This window comes from Ruminococcus sp. 1001136sp1_2201st1_G3_2201SCRN_220225, assembly GCF_040924365.1.
GTDB lineage: Bacteria > Bacillota > Clostridia > Lachnospirales > Lachnospiraceae > Blautia_A > Blautia_A faecis.
Genome location: NZ_JBCOME010000023.1, coordinates 16343 through 35312, shown reverse-complemented (window position 1 = coordinate 35312; position 18970 = coordinate 16343). Strand labels below are relative to the sequence as shown.

The 18970-nt window shown below is 43.1% G+C and carries 8 protein-coding genes and 1 pseudogene; 7 read left to right on the top strand and 2 right to left on the bottom strand.

What is annotated here, in order from left to right; all coding sequences use genetic code 11:
- Window positions 1-68 precede the first annotated feature (68 nt).
- A complete protein-coding gene (gene glf / locus AB5642_RS09195; protein ID WP_148462337.1) occupies window positions 69-1184 on the top strand; it encodes a UDP-galactopyranose mutase in 1116 nt (371 codons plus the stop codon).
- A gap of 11 nt (window positions 1185-1195) precedes the next feature.
- Window positions 1196-1789 (top strand): DUF6553 family protein, encoded by a 594-nt coding sequence (locus AB5642_RS09190; RefSeq protein ID WP_173718751.1) that lies wholly within the window; start codon window positions 1196-1198, stop codon window positions 1787-1789.
- 54 nt (window positions 1790-1843) lie between these two features.
- On the opposite strand, the gene AB5642_RS09185 is transcribed toward AB5642_RS09190, so the two are convergent.
- Complete coding sequence (locus AB5642_RS09185; RefSeq protein WP_173718750.1) at window positions 1844-3355, bottom strand: hypothetical protein; 1512 nt, start codon at window positions 3353-3355, stop codon at window positions 1844-1846.
- A gap of 525 nt (window positions 3356-3880) precedes the next feature.
- On the opposite strand from AB5642_RS09185, the gene AB5642_RS09180 reads away from it, so the two are divergent.
- Window positions 3881-13975, top strand: a complete 10095-nt coding sequence (locus AB5642_RS09180) for a Cna B-type domain-containing protein (RefSeq protein ID WP_368371555.1) — start codon at window positions 3881-3883, stop codon at window positions 13973-13975.
- Between the two features lie 118 nt (window positions 13976-14093).
- Here AB5642_RS09180 and AB5642_RS09175 read toward each other — a convergent pair whose 3' ends face one another.
- Entirely contained in the window at window positions 14094-14270 is a 177-nt protein-coding gene (locus AB5642_RS09175) for a DUF6783 domain-containing protein (RefSeq protein WP_325064558.1), read from the bottom strand.
- On the opposite strand from AB5642_RS09175, the pseudogene AB5642_RS09170 reads away from it, so the two are divergent.
- The 4 genes and pseudogenes from AB5642_RS09170 to recO all read left to right on the top strand — a co-directional run.
- A pseudogene (locus tag AB5642_RS09170) lies at window positions 14187-14372 on the top strand (DUF6783 domain-containing protein); the annotation flags it as partial. The gene AB5642_RS09175 and the pseudogene AB5642_RS09170 sit on opposite strands and share 84 nt — an antisense overlap.
- Before the next feature lie 70 nt (window positions 14373-14442).
- Window positions 14443-17367 (top strand): insulinase family protein, encoded by a 2925-nt coding sequence (locus tag AB5642_RS09165; RefSeq protein WP_173719040.1) that lies wholly within the window; start codon window positions 14443-14445, stop codon window positions 17365-17367.
- A 31-nt stretch (window positions 17368-17398) separates the two neighbouring features.
- Window positions 17399-18307, top strand: coding sequence for a GTPase Era (gene era, locus AB5642_RS09160; RefSeq protein ID WP_118578648.1), 909 nt, complete (start codon window positions 17399-17401; stop codon window positions 18305-18307).
- Window positions 18308-18309: 2 nt separating this feature from the next.
- On the top strand, window positions 18310-18970 hold a 661-nt coding region (recO, locus tag AB5642_RS09155; RefSeq protein ID WP_368371554.1), incomplete at its 3' end, for a DNA repair protein RecO.

The window sequence follows — 18970 nt, the reverse complement described above, 5'->3', positions numbered from 1 at the left end:
ATATCAGTGTCTGGCAGAAAATGGACGTAATAAATCTGCATTCCCATAACAGAAAGGGGCAACACAAGATGAAAAAATATGATTATTTAATTGTAGGAGCCGGACTTTTTGGAGCTGTATTTGCTCACGAAGCTACTAAGAAGGGCAAGACCTGCCTGGTGATCGACAAGCGTGATCATATCGGCGGTAATATTTACACAGAGGAAGTAGAAGGCATCCAGGTCCACAAGTATGGCGCACATATTTTCCATACTTCTAAGAAGGAAATCTGGGACTATGTGAATCAGTTTACAGAGTTTAACCACTTTGTAAATTCACCTATTGCTGTGTATAAGGATGAATTGTATAATCTTCCGTTTAATATGAATACATTCCACCAGCTCTGGGGAGTTCGGACTCCGGCAGAGGCGAAGGCGAAGATTCAGGAGCAGATCAGCCGCATGCACATCACACACCCGAAGAACCTGGAAGAGCAGGCACTGGCGCTGGTGGGACAGGATGTGTATGAGAAGCTGGTAGAGGGCTATACCCGCAAGCAGTGGGGAAGAGAGTGTAAGGACCTTCCGTCCTTTATTATCAAGAGACTTCCTCTTCGTTATACCTATGATAATAACTATTTTAAGGATCCCTATCAGGGTATTCCGAAGGGCGGCTATACCCGTATTATCAAGAAGCTTCTGGAGGGTGTCCAGGTTTGCCTGAAGACGGATTTCTTTGCAAACAGAGAAGAGCTCACTGCACAGGCAGATAAGATCCTTTTTACCGGTATGATCGATGAATTTTATGATTACTGCTATGGTGAGCTGGAGTACCGTTCCCTGCGTTTTGAGACAGAAGTGCTTGATATGGGGAACTATCAGGGAAATGCGGTTGTGAACTATACCGATTATGAGGTGCCCTATACCCGTATTATAGAGCATAAGCACTTCGAGTTTGGGACACAGCCGAAGACAGTTATCACAAGAGAATATCCGGCAGCATGGGAGAAGGGAAAAGAGCCATATTATCCCATTAATGATCCGAAGAATGACGAGCTCTTTGACAAGTATGAGCGCCGTGCATTAGAAGAGAAGAATGTACTCTTCGGCGGACGACTGGGCATGTACCGCTATATGGATATGGATAAAGTAATCGAGGAAGCTCTTAATATGGCTGAGACCGAGCTGACCTACGAAGAAGTATAAAGGAGAATATTATGGATACCCCGACTATTACACAATACTACAGAGAATCGGACCCGGCCAGACGTCTGGCACTTTTGAATATGTCAATTGAGGCAGGAGAGGAGCCGGAGCTGAATCAGATCCGCAAGGAGCTTTGGGACATCCGTTATCAGGATCCGTCTGAGCTTGGCGGTGATACCCGGGCTGACGGTTTGATCGCACTGTGGATGCTGATGGAGTTTAATAAAGACAGCGGCAAGCGCTTTATGGGAGTCCGCGGCGGACGTAAGGAGATCATGAAACAGCTGAATAAAATGAAATTCCAGGAAATCTGCGCCAAGGGAAAGGATTATGAAGAGCTTCTTTACAGGGAGTGCTGCCATATGGTGAAGACGTATATGGAGCTTAGTGAGTCTGATAAGGCTTATAACAGCACGCTGTTTGGAATTATGAAAATGAGCAGTGAGCGTGCCAAGGACAAGCTGAAAGCGGATATTTATGATACTGCCGTGGTGCTTCCGCAGACATTGAAGATGGAAGAAGAGCTTGGAATCGTCACCCGCGCCGCCCGGGAAATGTACGAACTGCATTTTCCAGGAGAGGGAAGCCTGGGAGCAGACAGATAACATGCCAGGCGAAAAAGCCTGACATGTATAAAAAGATATAAAAATATAAAGTCCTTAGTACCGCAGCAGTCTCCGAATCTGGAGCTGGCTGCGGTATTTATTATGCAGCTCCAGCTTCAGCGCCTTCTCACATGCATCCAGAATCACATCATAATAGGTAAACTGATAAATATTACCTGCAATCTGCACACAATTATACCGCTGCAAAGAAATCCCAATCTGTTCCATGGAAAATTGGAAATCAAGCTTCGCCTGCAGCATACGCATTAAAGTAAAGGACACAAACCCAATCACAAAATGGGCATTGATCTTATCCGGTGTCCAGATAAAGGTAGCAGAGGAGTCATACTGGCTTTTGGAATCAAGGAAAATTTTCTCCATATGACGAAGTCCGCTGAAAAGACGATAAGGGGCAAGATTATCCGCCTCCAGATTATCAGTAGCAATGGCAGTATATCCGTCCAGCTTCAGTCCGGTGCGCCTTCCGGAAGACTCCCTGGCAAGGCGCTGCTGTCTGGCCTGAAGTTCATGGTAATATACAAATTGTTTTTCCCTATCCTCAAAAATCCGCTCTTTATAAAGAAGCGGGATAGTCTGATGCTTTTCATTCAGAATTTTCATTTCCTGATAACCATCCTTCAGAACCCAATCCTTAAATTCTGCATTCGCAGTATGTACAGGCAGACCATAAATATATCCGTCTGCCAGAACTCCATTGCAAATAAAGGGCTCCTCCTCCGGACGTACAGGTGCAGTATTATAAAAACGAGTTCTTGGATTCTCTCTCTTTAATTGCTTTACGGCATTAAAAACAGACTGGTTCAACACAGTACCACTGGTAGACAGGTCATATGCAATGGGAATTCCATTTCTGTCCGTGAGAAGATCCAGGTGAAGGGTGGAATCTGTACGTCTGGCATTGGGCTGCGTGTCAGAGGGCATGCTTCCCGGAATGGAAAAATTATAGCTGGTGTGATCCAAAAAAGCAGAAGTAGTATCTCTGGAAAGGATGCTGCCGGAATGCTCATAAATCCACTTCTGCAGATCTTTTTGCAGTTTCACAATAACATGAAAGGCAGAATCCAGGTCTTCGTCTGAGATGCTTCCGGATTCTTCGAAGTAGATTCCTTTTTCAATAGCTTCATTCCAGGTGCAATTTGGGTAAAGCGCACGGGAAATGACCATATATCGGAAAAGCTCTTCTATATTATAGGGGAGAGATAGATTCCAGGTCCTGGTACGCCAGAAAATGTCCAGCTGAAGCTCCTTATAAAGGTATTTCAGAATGCCGTAGCCTACATTTTTCAGAGAGTGTTCTCCTGGTGAGAGAGCAGTAGTAAGGTCAACATATACCACAGAGTTCTTTTTGGCTTCTCGTTCCTGGTTCATATCAGCCACAACCTTCTCGAAATGGCTGATGGGATCCGGGTAATCCTTCTTTAAATCTTCCAGATATCCCAACCCCATAATGGTTTTCTGACGAGTGGCTTTCTTCTCTTTATCATAGTAGGATTCGGTAATGGCAAGGTAAGTTCCCTTTGCCTTGGGGGTCTTTTTGAGAAACATAGGGGGTCCTCCTGTATGCTTTATCATTTGAAAATGAAGATGGTGCGTATTCCTATTTGCCAATTGTATAAGTGCATTGGTTTTCTGGCATTTATTATACCACACAAAAGAACGTACATCAAGATACACCATGAGTAAATACGAAAATTGGAGCGAATATAGTTTAGAAAACAGGGAGTGAAATTGTGCAAAATGCTGAAATTCAGACAGGGGAAAATGGAGTAAACATGTAGCTTTTTTGCCCTGTGAAAGCAGAAAAAATAAGAATTTATGTGCTTTTTTCAATGAAAAGTCGAAAATAACGACAGTACACTAAAGTACACACTGTAAAAATACGAAAATGAAGACCGATTCGTGCCGGGTTTCTTAGTGAAACAGCAGAAAACAGGGATTTTTCAGGTAATCATAAATTATTGCTCCTTTAAAATCAGTGTGATATGATGATGAAAATGGATTTTGGGCTACTTCTGCCTGCAAAACCACACTGAAAAAAGGAAAACCCGATCTTAAAAAGGAGGTTGTAACATGAAAAAGAATTCAAGGCTGAAATCGTTTTTTGCCATACTTCTGGCGGTATCTATGATATTCCAGCAGTCCAGTCTGACTGTTCTGGCAACAGACGATACCTACGTTGAGGACGCGACGGCAACACCGACTCCGTCTGAAAGCGAAGCAGAAGCATACGCAACAGAGGAGGGAGCGGAACCGGTTGCTGAGAAACAGGAAGAATCTCAGCAAGTGCAGGAAACTCCTGCTGCGGAACAAGCTCAGGAGCCAACGGAAGCACCTGCTGAGCAGCCAACAGAAGCGCCAGCAGAGCAGCCGACGGAAGCACCTGCCGAGCAGCCGACAGAAGCGCCAGCAGAGCAGCCAACAGAGGCGCCTGCAGCAGCTCCGACAGAAACACCTGCAACAGAGCCCACAGCGGCACCTGCAGCAGAAGTGACGGAAGCTCCTGCAGCACCGGAAGCTACAGCAACACCAGCTGCCGAGGCAACTGCAACTCCGACACCAGAAGTCAGCGCGTCCCCAAGTGAGACACCGACTCCGACAGAAGCACCGAAGACTTCTTTCAGATATGAAGACAGTCGTGTAGTGATTACAGCAACAGCTCCGGAAGATGCAAACCTTCCACAGGATGCAGAAATCAAAGCGGACTACATCGCACCTGGCACCGACCGCTACAATGCAGCAGTAGCAGCATTCAACAGCCAGCTGAGCAGCCAGTTGGGACTGGACGCTGAGAATACGGAAGCTGAGTACGTACTTTACGATGTATATTTCCTGACCGCCGATGGAAGCAGAATTGAACCTGAAAACGGAAATGTAAAAGTAGATATGAGCTTCAAACAGATTCAGGAAAGCACCGTTGATGGCGACGTCGTAAATAAAGATGTTGTCCACCTGGACAATGATGGACAGGCCGAAGTTGTAACCGAATACGTAAACACAAACGCAGACGGCGAGATCACCTCTATGGGTTTTACGCAGGATAGTTTTTCAATTGTGGGTGGCGTGACGACTACAATTACGCGCGCTTCAAATCCAAATGTAATTACTAGTGTTGCTTTGTCTTTTAAGGAAAATGGGGAAAGTGGTAGTGCATCTATTGACAGTATAAAATCTGGTAAAGAAGGATACTTGTTTGCATCCATTGGAATGGCTAATAACAATGATCATATTGTTACTTCTGACGTAGAAATTAATCTTGGAAAGACGAATGCAAAATTTCCAGATTTTGTAAATAACATATATGTTGCAAATGGTATAACATACACTTTGAGCACTGATGCGGATGGCAATCAAAAAATCAAAGTTGAAGGATTGACTGAAAATGGATCTACTCAGTTGATAAAAATGAGAGTGAAATTTCCAGAAGGCGTAAGCAGTAGTAAAGATGATATTAATGCTAGTTTTACAGTAGATGGAGAAAACAAAGCGAATGCCTCATTGAAATGTGAAGCAGAGCCGAAATGGCATCATAAAAAAACAGCAGATAATGTATCTATTGGAACTACTGGCACTACAACAAGTTTTGTAATGAAAGATGATCTCAAGTTTACTCTGCATGAATATCACGATGAGATTAAAGAGGGAAATCTTTGGCTGAAAGGTTTTAGCATTACAGATACAATGCGTTTTCCTGAAGGAATGTATATTGATGCGGCTGATGCAGATGCCGCTATTTCCTTTGAGAATATGGATGGATACATGAAAAATTCAATCTATGATGAAAATGATTCGAATAAGGTTGTGGGATATACTATTACATATACAAAAAGTTCTAGTTCTGAGGATCCAAAAAAACAGCTTGATGACTGGACTGGAAAAGTAATAGTAAGCAAAGATAAAATTAAGTTTGCAGAAAATTATGTAGATGGAGAAGTGAACAACGAGTTAGAAACAACAGTTTCACCTATTGATAATTCTGCAGATATTAAGCTTGCTGATAAAGCGGAAGCAACTGTTCTCGTTAAGAAACCTGGTGAGATTGATTTTCGGGATGACTATGGCAATAATAAATCAATTTTGCATGTTGAAACAGCTAAGACAGGGCACTGGAATGATTATAATCAAAATAATAGCTATGTACTTTATGGCGATTATATTTTATATCAGGTAAAAGCAACAAATAACGGAGACGTTGATACAGATATCGTTATTGAAGATGATCTTACTAAGGTTAGTCCTGCCAGAAGTCTTGCGTTTATTACTGAAGATGAGCTTAATACATTGTCGACTAATGGTCAGTGGAATGTAGGTGGAAATGCATTTACTCCATCTAAGAGAATTTGGACAAAAGCAGATTCCCCAATAAAAGCAACAGCAGAAATAGCTGGAGATAAGGCAACCTGGAAATTTGAAAGTGTACCATCTGGAAAAGAAGTTTTGGGCTATGTACTCATGAAAGTTGTTCAAAACGAAACCCAGGAAATTACAAACCAGATTACAATCAATAATGATAAAGCAACTAAAACCAATACCGTAAAGCAGAAAAAAGATGAAGAAAAAATGGAAGTAACCAAAACTGCTTCCGCCGAACCAATTGTAGATGGAAAAGAAGAGTATACCATCACAATTAAAAATACAGGAACTGCAGCGGCTAGTGGCTGGAAGTTCTCAGATGTGCTTCCTGCTGGAATGGAACTGGACGGTACGGTTGCAAAGGTAACTATTGAGGGTGGCAGCTTTACTAGCGAGGTCACTTATGATTCAGTTACTGGTGAAATTGCAGGCACTTTGGCGGATATACAACCTGGCGGAAGTGTTACCATCAAAGTTCCAGTTAAGCTGAAAAGTAATTCAACAGAAGAGAGTTTCAAAAATGTTGCACAGGTGATTAAAGGGGAGCATGTTGTAAAGGGTGAAGTAACCGTACATAAGAATTCCCGCAATTTTGATATTACCAAAACAGCTGACAGAACTTTGGCTGATTCCGAAGATCTTGTAAAATATACAATTACAGTAAAAAATACTGGAATTAGTTCATCTGTATTAACAGAAAATGAGCCATTGGCATTTTGGGATATTCCAAATGGAATTACCATTGAAGAAAATAAACAGAGTGATAAATTCGTGGAAAATAAACCTAACGATGTCACTATTGAAAGAGTTTATGAAAAAGACGAAAACGGGAAAATTACAAAAGTTATATTTAAGGCCGTTGGAACTTTTAATGCTGGTGAATCTGCATCCGTTAATGTTTGGGCGACGATGCCGAAAGTAGAGACTGGCTTTGTTAAAGTTAAAAATACAGCAGAAATCGATGAAAATCATAAATCAGATTCTGAGGTTGTAGTAGAACCAAGTCAAGGGGACATTACGGAAACAAAAGTAGTATATGATAAAGATGGAAATCCTTTGCCTAATCCAGGAATTGTTTCAAGAGGGGATGTTCTTACTTATAAAATTACCATTACCAATACTGGAGAGAGTAATATCACAGAAGTATATGGAAAAGACACTCTGGTAAATAAGGATAATAGCAGTGATACAACGCATCAAGTAGATGATGCAAATAATAATTATCAATTAATTTTAACAGTGGAAGAAGCCGAAGGTGTAAAAGGAATTAATAAAGGCGATGAATTGGTTATAAATAAGTGGGATGTAAAAGATTTTAGTTTCCTGATTACATCTAATAAAAATTCGCAAAAGAATGCGGATGTGATTAAAAAAATAGATGGCTTCTGCATTGAACCGAAGGGAAAACTGGTTTTGTCTTACAAATTGAAACTGAAAGATAATTTTAAAGATTCGTATAATCAGGTTTCAATTAATGGACGTGAGCCTGTGACTTCTGTGGAATATGGGAGCGCAGATGGAAAACTGGATGTGTTTAAATATGCAGGCGGAAGTCTGGGCGAGGGAAATTCTTTTGAACCAGATAATTTGAATAAGTCTATTTCTTTAAATCCAGATGATTATAGCAGTGTAGAGGATTTGCAGAATAAACTTATAATACCTTATGCTGTAGTTGTAAAAAATCTTTCAGAAAAAAGTGGAAGCCAAGTTTCGGATGATTTTGTAGTTACAGATACTTTGCCAGAAGGACTGGAATGGACGAAATATGATGAGACAAAAGATGTTCTTGTGAAAGTTGGAACAGATAAAAACAAATACACCTGGGAATCAGAAAACAGCTGGGGAAAAGTTTCGGTAAGTGTTTCTGGAAATACTATAACAACTAAGTTTTCGAAAGCAGTTCAGGGAAATAACGATGAAAAAATTAGTTTAATAATCTTTTATAAGGCGAGACTGACAAGAGAAAAAGCCGAAGAAATATATAAGAAACTGAAGGATTCTAAAGATTCCCTTGTCCTTGAAACTTTCAAAAATACAGCTACTTTAAAGGCAACGAAACCATTTATTAATTCAGAAGGAAAAGTAGGAACAGAAACAAGTGACAGTGATAACTTCACAATAGAAGAAGATACTACACATATTTCTTTCGAAAAGGCTGCTGAAGGATGTTATGCAGGAGGAGAAGATTATAATGGTCAGTTGACCACTATTGGTGGAACTGCTGGAAGTAAGATTGTATGGAAACTTGTAATTAATAATGATACGTATGGAAACGGAGGTGCGGCACTCACTAATTATTCTATTCTGGATACGTTACCTAGCGGATATCAGTATCAGAAATCTAAAAATGGTGAATATAAAAATACTATGATAGTCTATAGTAAAAGTGATGGAACATTACGTCGTGAAATTCCATTTGTTGAACCAACTATAGACACTGAAGTGGGAACAATTGCTTGGAATTTTGACACGGCAAAGAATAGCGAGTTTAAGCTGGAGCCTGGCGAATATCTTGAAATTAAATATGCCACCAGTATAAGATCCACCGATGATTCTAAGGATGGTATCTATACAAACCATGCTAAATTGACTGTTCATGGATATACAGAGCCAGGAACTGTTCCAGGTGAGGATGATTTTGATAAGGAATATGAGGATTCCGCATCTTATACACTTTCCAGTGTAGCAACATCTTCTGTAAAGACTATTGCATATAATAGACATGCAAATCATAAGAAGGATCCGAAGGATGATACCGGAAGTGGTGACCGTCCAATGCCAGAAAACTATGTGGAAGGCATGCAGGGAGAAGATGTAACATATACCTTGAATGTAAAGAATGAAGCAACTACTACAACAATTGCAAATATGGTTGTAATCGATCGCCTTCCATATGTAGGAGATATTGGTGTAATTGCTGGTTATGGAAGAGGAAGTGCTTTTGAAGTATCTTACAATGGAGGTCTTGTAGTAAGTGCAGATGGCTCAACTATTAAGGGTGTTACGGTACAATTCTCAAGTGATGCGTCAACAACAATTGGAGATGGTGCTGGAGAATGGTCTACTGAAAAGGATAACGATACAGTAGAATGGCATAATGAATATCAGGCTGGAGATCGACTGATTCGCTTCCAGTTCCCAGCAGATTTCAAACTTCCAGCAGGAAAGACTGTTACAATCCAGTTTAATGGTAAAGTTCCGGAATATGTAGAAAATACTGGGGAAAGTAATATTGCATGGAATAGTTTTGCTTATAGTTATACAGATGAAGGAAAAACCTCTGGTATTTTGATCGCAGAGCCAGCAAAGGTTGGTGTATGGGTTAAAACACCAGAATCTGGAAAAATTACAGTTAATAAAACCTTTAAATCTGAGAATACAGAAAGAACATTTTATTTCGCAGTATTTACAAGGAATGAGAATAATAAGTTTGTTCGTTATTCACCAGTCAAGAGTTTGACTTTGACAGGTACTACAACTGGAACAACTGAATCAGTCGTATTTAACAATCTTCCGCTTGGTGAAGAAAATGAAACTATATATTATGTATTCGAAACCGATGCACAGGGTAATATTCTTACATTAGATAAGGATGGCAAGGCGAATGTTAATGGTATCAACTATACTGTAACTTATCAGAAAACGGATGTTGTTTTGTCAGAAGGTAAGAAAGAACAGGCAGTTTCTATTACTAATGAGGAAGAAAAAAGAACAATAGAAATCAGCGGAACCAAGACCTGGGATGACAACAGCAACCAGGACGGTCTGAGACCTGAGAAAGTGGAACTGAAGCTTTACCGGAAAGTCGGCACTGGAGATGAAGAACTGGTACAGGGAGTGAAAGCAACCTGGACAAATACCAACAGTGACACCTGGAACTACAGCTTCGAAAACCTTCCGGAGTATGAGAATCAGCAGAAGATCACATACCGTGTGGAGGAGACTCCGGTAAAAGACTATGAGACTTCCTATGATACAACCAACAAGAACAACATTACAAATACCCATAAGCCTGGAACCGTGAAGATCAGCGGAACCAAGACCTGGGATGACAACAGCAACCAGGACGGTCTGAGACCTGAGAAAGTGGAGCTGAAGCTCTACAGGACTGTCGGAAACGGAAAAGAAGAGCCGGTAGAGAAAGAGGCAACCTGGACAAATACAGCCGGTGATATCTGGAGCTACAGCTTCGGAAACCTTCCGGAGTATGAGAACCAGCAGAAGATCACGTACCGTGTGGCAGAAACCCCGGTAAAAGATTATGAGACTTCCTACGATGCAAGTAACAAGAACAACATCACAAATACCCATAAACCGGGAACTGTAGATATCGAAGGAACCAAGACCTGGAATGACAATGGCAATGCAGACATCAGACCAGAAACTATTACCATTAACCTTTATGCAAATGGCAAATTGGTTGCTTCCAAGACCGTATCAAAGGCAGACGATTGGAAATGGAAATTTGCAGATCAGCCGAAATACGAAAAAGGAAAGGAAATTGAATACACCATAACAGAGGATAAAGTAGACGGATATATCACTACAAAAGGAATTGGCGATTATGATGTAATCAATACACCGACCACAGTAATTGTTGATAAAGTCGATGACAAAGGCAACCCAGTTAAAGATGCGCAACTTCAGATTACTGTAAAAGATAGTAATGGAAATGCAGTAGCAAGCTGGAAGACAGATGAAACCAGTTATGATATTATTGGGAAGCTGATTGCAGGAAACACTTATATACTGGAGGAAATCAACGTTCCGACAGGTTATGTTGCAGCAGATCCAATTACCTTTAAAGTAGAAGCTGATGGAACTATTACAGTGGACAACGAAACAATAGTTGGCAATAAACTGACTCTGGTAGATGCTAAACTTCATTTCAATGTCAACAAAGTAGAACTTGGAAGTGGTAAAGAGGTAGAAGGTGCTCATCTTGTAGTAATTGATAAGGAAACAGGTAAGACTGTAGATGAGTGGGTTTCTGAAAAAGGTAAAACTCACGACTTTGGTCCTAAACTTGAAGCTGGAAAGAGCTATATTCTTAGAGAAACAGTAGCTCCTGCTGGTTATAAGTATGCAACAGATATTGAGTTTACTGTTAAAAAAGATGGAACTATTGAAACCAATGCAAAAACTACAACAGATACAGATGGTAACAAGGTATACCTGGTAGAAGATGACACCACCAAGGTAACCATCACCAAAGTAGACGCCCTTGGCAATCAGCTTTCAGGCGTAGTACTCGAAATCCAGGACAAGGACGGCGTGGTAATCGATAGTTGGACAACTTCAACTAAGGACAACCCACGCGTAATCACTGGCAAACTGATCCTCGGCGAAACCTACAAGTTAGTCGAGAAATCCGCTCCAGCTGGTTATACCCTGGCAGATCCTGTTGAGTTTACTGTAAGTGAGAATGACATCGACAACAAAGTTGAGATGAAGAACACCTACTCCGCATCCGGAAGTCTGAACCTGACAGCTAAGAAGACTCTGACAACCACAGAGACACCACTTACAGAAGGTCAGTTTACATTCGAACTTCGCGACAAAGATGGCACTGTTCTTCAGACCAAGACCAACGATGCTGACGGAAACGTAACCTTTGACGAAATCAAGTACAGCCTTGTAAAAGACAACACAGATAAGAAAGTAGATGATACCGGCGAATACCAGTACACCGTAAATGAGGTGAAAGGTGACGCAGCAGGTTACACCTACGACGACACCATCTACACCATCAACGCAACCGTAACAGATGCAGGCAACGGTACCTTAACCGTAACCCCAGTCATCCATTCCTCCAAGGCAACCTCTGAGGATGCCACTGTAACAGGTATGGAATTTACCAACACCTACACCACATCTGGTCAGATCGCTCTTGGTGCAACCAAGACTCTGGAAGGCCAGACACTGGAAGCAGAGCAGTTCAGCTTCCAGGCAACAGAAATGGATGCAGATGGAAAGGCAGTAGAAAATGGTTACAACGAAACTGTGAAGAATGCTGACGGCGGCACCATCACATTCCCAATCATCACATACAAGGAATCCGGAACCCATTATTACCAGATCACCGAAGTAAAAGATGAGAAACCGGCATACCAGTATGATGAAAGCAAATACGTTGTAAAAGTAGACGTAACAGACGACAATGCAGGCAAGTTAACAGCGAAAGTTACTTCTGTCACAAAGAACGGCGAACCTGTAAAGAGTGAAGACCTCACTGGAGCAGTTACCTTCACGAATACCTACAGCGCTTCCGCTGACCTTGAACTGAAAGCCCAGAAGTCCATGAAGGTAGAAGCTGAGCAGCTTGGAACCTTCGAATTCGAACTGAAAGATGCAGATGGCAAGGTAATTGAGACAGTTAAGAACGACGAGAAAGGTGCGATCAGCTTCAGCAAGCTTTCCTATACAGAGAAAGATGCTGGCAAGACCTTTACCTACACCGTAAACGAAAAGCTCCCATCAGAGGCAGACACCTACGTATACGACAAAACTGTTTATACAGTAACTGTAAATGTACAAGACAACCGTGACGGAACTCTGAAGCTTACCACCAAGGTAAATGGAGAAGATTACACTGAGACAGCCATGAAATTTGTCAACGATACTACCAAGGTTACCATTTCCAAGGTAGACGACACCACCCTGAAAGCTCTTGCAGGAGCAAAACTTCAGGTAGTAGATGACCAGGATAAGGTTGTGGAAGAGTGGACCTCAGATGGTACACCACATGTGATCACAGCGAAACTTGTTCTTGGCAAGACCTACAAACTGGTTGAGGCAGAAGCACCATCAGGATATGAGATCGCAGAGCCGATCACCTTCACTGTTGATGCAGATGACACCAAAAATGCAGTTGAGATGAAGGATGCCATGACAAAGGGCAAGACTGCTGCTATTGAGATCACCAAGGAACTGAAGCTGAACGATGCACTTGCAGGCGCTAAGGATATGACCTTCTACGCAGCACTTTTCGCAGATGCAGAATGCACAATTCCTGCTTCTGATGTAAAAGCACTTGAGTTTAAGAATGCATCTTCTTCCACAGTTACCTTTACCAATCTGGATCTTGGAAGAACCTACTATGTAAGTGAGACAGATGTAACCGGAAAAGCAATTGATTCAGGCATGACGCCGGATGAAAAGGTTTATGTACCGGTTTATCCACAGGGACAGGCAATCACCGTAACTGAGGATGGCGCAAAGAGCAGCATCACATTCGAGAACCAGTTCAGCGAATGGCCGGATGGATTCTACAAGATCGCGACTCTGAATGTAACCAAGAAGCTTCTTGGTGCAGATGGAAATGCCCTGGAAAGTGATGAGATTTTCTATGCAGGTATCTTTGATGACAAAGAGTGCACAACTCTTTCCACAAGAACAGAGAAGAATATCCTGACACTTGATCTTGCAGGCGGCTCCACAGTATCTGAGAGTACACAGGCAGTTGTAATACCGGATGAATCCTTTACGCTCTATGTTGCAGAGACAGATGCAGAAGGAAATCTGGTAGGTGGTACAGACGGATTCAGATATGCAGTAACTGTTGAAAATGGAAATGTACTGTTTGATGAAAATAATCTCAATGCAGAGGTAACCATCATTAACCAGAAACAACCGGAAGCAACACCTACTGTAACTCCTGAGGAGACCATAACTCCTACACCAACCCCAGGCACCTCCACAGGTGTTAAGACAGGTGATGACACACCAATCGGCTTCTATATGGCATTGTTCTTTGTTGCAGCTCTCGCAATCGAAGAAACAACCAGAAGACGCCGCAAAAAAGAACAGGATTAACAATCACAATTAAATAATCAGAACCGCCCCTGCAGGAAGAATCCTACCAGATTCGCCCGCAGGGGCGGTTCTTTTTAAAAGAATTTTGTTGTAGTAAGATACTTTTTTGTGTGTTATACTAATGCAAGAAGTTGAAGAGGCTAGAGCGTATTTGAAAAAGGCTTTCTGCAAGATGTGCGTCACAGTTTGTGGGAGATTTCGCTCGGATAAGGGCGCCGTAGCGGGCTACGGCAACCGAATTCGGGTGAAATCTCCCGCAAAGTGGGGCGTGCAGATTGCGGGAATGATTTTTCAAACACGCTCTAAGAGACCGCCTGTTGTAACTGATGAAGATGCTCCAGAATTATCAGCTGCATTGTATAAAGCTTTTAAGTGCAGTGTAATTCGGCATAATTGAAGAAATGAATTAAATACATCCCAATATCGGCTGTTTAAACAAACTGATTGGGCACTATTTGGAGGAAAAAATGAAAAAAGAGAATATTCCTGCATATGAGATTGTGAAGCAAGAGAATCTGACCGATATCCATTCTGTCGGCTATCTGCTCCGCCACAAAAAAACAGGAGCCAGACTGGTCCTGGTTGAGAATGATGACGAGAATAAGGTATTTTCCATTGCATTTCGTACCACACCGAAGAACAGTACCGGTGTTCCCCACATTCTGGAGCACAGTGTTTTGTGCGGATCCCGTGAATTTCCGCTGAAGGATCCTTTCGTAGAGTTGGTAAAAGGCTCACTGAATACCTTCCTGAATGCCATGACCTACCCGGATAAGACCTGTTATCCGGTAGCCAGCTGTAATGACCAGGATTTCCAGAATCTGATGCACGTTTATCTGGATGCGGTTTTTTACCCGAACATTTATCAGAAGGAGGAGATTTTCCGCCAGGAGGGCTGGAATTACCATCTGGAGCAGAAGGAAGGTCCTCTTACCTATAATGGTGTTGTATATAATGAGATGAAGGGAGCATTTTCTTCCCCTGACGAGGTGCTGGACAGAGAGATTATGAATAATCTTTTCCCGGACAATACCTACGGCGTGGAATCCGGCGGCAATCCGGAGAATATTCCGGAGCTTTCCTATGAAGAGTTTCTGGATTTCCACCGCACCTACTATCATCCGTCCAACAGCTATATTTACCTTTACGGAAATATGGACATGGAAGAGAAGTTGCGATTTATTGATGAGAAATATCTGTCCGCATTTGAGGCTTTGGACGTTGATTCCAGTATTAAGGAGCAGGCAGCTTTTTCCCAGGTGAAAGACCTGCAGATCGAGTATCCCATTGCGGAGAACGAGGAAGAAGAGGATAACACCTATCTCTCCTATAACATGGTTGTAGGAAATGCCATGGACAGTACCCTGGGTGTGGCATTTGATGTGTTGGATTATGCACTTTTAAGTGCGCCGGGAGCACCGCTGAAGCAGGCTCTTCTGGACGCCGGAATCGGTAAGGATATTTATGGCGATTACAGCGACGGTGTTTTGCAGCCGTATTTCTCCGTGATTGCAAAAGGTGCCAGAGCTGCCCGGAAGGAGGAATTTGTTTCCATTATCCGAAATTGCCTTCAGGACATTGTGAAAAATGGAATTGATAAGAAGGCGGTTCTTTCCGGAATCAATTACATGGAGTTCCGTTACCGCGAAGCAGATTTTGGACAGTTTCCAAAAGGTCTGATGTATGGACTGGATATTATGGGAAGCTGGCTTTATGATGATGAGAATGCTTTTTCCCAGGTAAAGCTTCTGGAGATTTATGATCAGCTGAAAATTGCAGTAAATGAAGGCTATTTCGAGAATCTGATCCAGAAATGGCTTCTGGACAATACACATGGTGCGATCCTGACTCTTGTGCCGAAGCGCGGTCTTGCAGCCCAGCGTGAGAAAGAGCTGGCAGACAGGCTGGAAGCATACAGAAGCAGCCTTTCCGATGAACAGCTGGAAGAAATGGTAAGAAAGACAAAAGCCCTTGAGGCTTACCAGGAGTCTGAGGAGAGACCGGAGGATCTGGAGTGCATTCCTATGTTGAAGCGTTCCGATATCCGCAAAGAAGTGAATGGTTTTTCCAACGAAGAGCTTCAGGTGGAGAACAGTCTGTTCCTGTATCAGGATGTGTGCACCAATGGAATCGGTTATGTAAATATTATGTTCGAGATTAAGGATATGGCTGTTGAGAAGGTGCATTATCTTGGACTTTTGAAGTCTGTTCTCGGATATGTGGATACAAAGAATTACACTTACGGTCAGCTGTTTAATGAGACCAATGCCAGAACCGGCGGTATCCAGTGCGGCATAGATGTTTTTGACAAGGCGAACGACCCGGAAGCATTCCGTACCATGTTTACCATCCGTGGCAAAGCACTGTATTCCCAGATGGATTTCCTGTTCCAGATGATGGAAGAAATCCTGAATACTTCTAAGCTTTCAGATACCAGACGTCTTGGTGAGATTATCGGGGAGATCAGGTCCAGAGGACAGGCTTCCCTGATTGGCGCAGGCCATCAGACAGCAGTACTCCGCAGCGCTGCCTACGGTTCTCCAATGGCAGAATATCAGGATGAGATGGCAGGCGTTGGCTATTACAAATTTATCGAAGACCTTGAGAAGAATTTTCAGGAGAAAAAGGACGAGATCGTAGCCGGACTTCAGAATGCCATGGCAGAGATCATCCGAAAGGATTCCTTCATGGTAAGCTATACCGGAGAAAGAGAGTCTGTGGAACAGGTGAAGGCCTTAAGCGGTGCCCTGAAGGAGAGTCTGCCGGAGAGTACCTGTGAGGTTCCGGAAACTGCCATTATCTGCAGGAAAAAGAACGAGGGCTTTAAGACCTCCGGACAGGTTCAGTATGTGGCAAGAACCGGTAACTTTGTAAAAAAAGGCTTTACCTATACCGGTGCCCTGGAAATTCTGAAGGTTGCTTTAAGCTATGATTATCTGTGGATCAATCTTCGTGTAAAGGGCGGCGCATATGGCTGTATGAGCGGCTTTAAGAGAAGCGGGGAGAGTTATTTCGTTTCTTACAGAGACCCCCATCTTCGCAGAACTCTTGAAGTATATGAGGGTGTGCCGGAATATGTGCGTACCTTTGCAGCGGATGAACGTGAAATGACCAAATACATTATCGGTACCATCAGCGGAAAGGATGTTCCAAGAACACCGCAGACACAGGGTGCCCTTGGCAGAATGGCTTATTTCCGAGGTCTCACTGTGGAGATGCTGCAAAAAGAGCGTGACCAGATCCTGAATGCTACGGTAGAGGATATCCATGCACTGGCTCCGCTGATCCAGGCAGTTCTCTCCGATGACCAGCTCTGTGTGGTTGGAAGCGAGAATGCAATCGAGAAGGCGAAGGATGTATTTATGGAGACCAAGCCGCTGGTAAGCTGTTGATAAAAGTTAAGAAAGATGAGGATATATTTTAATGACACCAGATTTTAAATCCGGATTTGTTGCAATTATTGGCCGCCCGAACGTTGGGAAATCTACCCTGATGAACCATCTGATCGGCCAGAAGATCGCGATCACATCCAAGAAGCCCCAGACCACCAGAAACCGCATCCAGACGGTCTATACCTGTGAGAAGGGACAGATCGTTTTTCTGGATACGCCTGGTATCCATAAGGCGAAGAATAAGCTTGGAGAGTATATGGTAGCCGTTGCAGAGCGTACCCTGAAAGAGGTGGATGCAATTATGTGGCTGGTTGAGCCGTCTACCTTCATTGGAGCCGGTGAGCGCCACATTGCAGAGCAGCTCCAGGGCGTTGGCGTGCCGGTCATTTTGATCATTAATAAGATCGATACAGTGAAAAAAGAGGAGATCCTTCCGGCAATCGATACGTACCGCAAGATCTGTGATTTTGCAGAGATTATCCCTTGCTCTGCACTCCGCGGACAGAACACAGAGGATATTATTGACAGTATTTTGAAATATCTGCCTTATGGACCCATGTTCTATGATGAGGATACTGTAACGGACCAGCCCCAGCGCCAGATTGTGGCAGAGGTGATCCGTGAGAAGGCGCTCCACGCACTGGATGCTGAGATTCCACACGGAATCGCAGTGGCAATTGACAAAATGAAGGAGCGTCCGGGCAAAAATCCTATGGTGGATATTGAGGCGACCATTATTTGTGAGAGGGATTCCCACAAGGGCATTATCATTGGAAAAGGCGGCGCCATGCTGAAGAAGATCGGCAGCAACGCTAGATTTGAGCTGGAACGTATGCTGGACTCCAAGGTAAACCTGAAGCTTTGGGTAAAGGTGAAAAAAGACTGGCGTGACAGTGATTTTATGATCAAAAACTTTGGATATGATAAGAAGGAAATCTGAATATGAGTGATCTGATCACGGTACAGGGAATTGTACTTTCTGCGCAGCCTGTGGGAGAGTATGACAAGCGGATCGTGCTTCTTACCAGGGAGAGGGGGAAGATTTCCGCTTTCGCCAAGGGCGCCAGACGGCAGAACAGTCCGTTTATGGCAGCTGCCAATCCTTTTGTGTTCGGGAATTTCACCCTGTATGAAGGGCGCAGCAGCTACAATCTGAACCAGGTGACCGTGACCAATCATTTTGTGGAGCTGGCCGCCAGACAGCCGGGAGTTTATTATGGCTATTACTTTCTGGAGTTGGCAGATTATTTCGGAAGAGAGGGCACAGATGAGAAGAATATGATGAATCTTCTTTATCTCACTGTGAAGGCTCTCCTGAATCCGGAAATTGATGACCGGCTGGTAAGGTGCATTTTTGAGCTGCGAACTATGACGGAGCAGGGGCTGATGCCAGAGCTTTTCCGGTGTGTGAACTGTGGGGAGGAGATCGCCGGAAAAGAGAATCTGTTCTTTTCCCAGGAGGCACATGGGATCCTGGATGGGGACTGCCTGAAGAAAGCAAGCCCCGGAGAAGCCAGAACCGCCCGCCGGATTTCCCCGGCAGCACTTTATACCATGCAGTACATTGTAAGCTCGCCCATGACGAAGCTATACAGCTTTACAG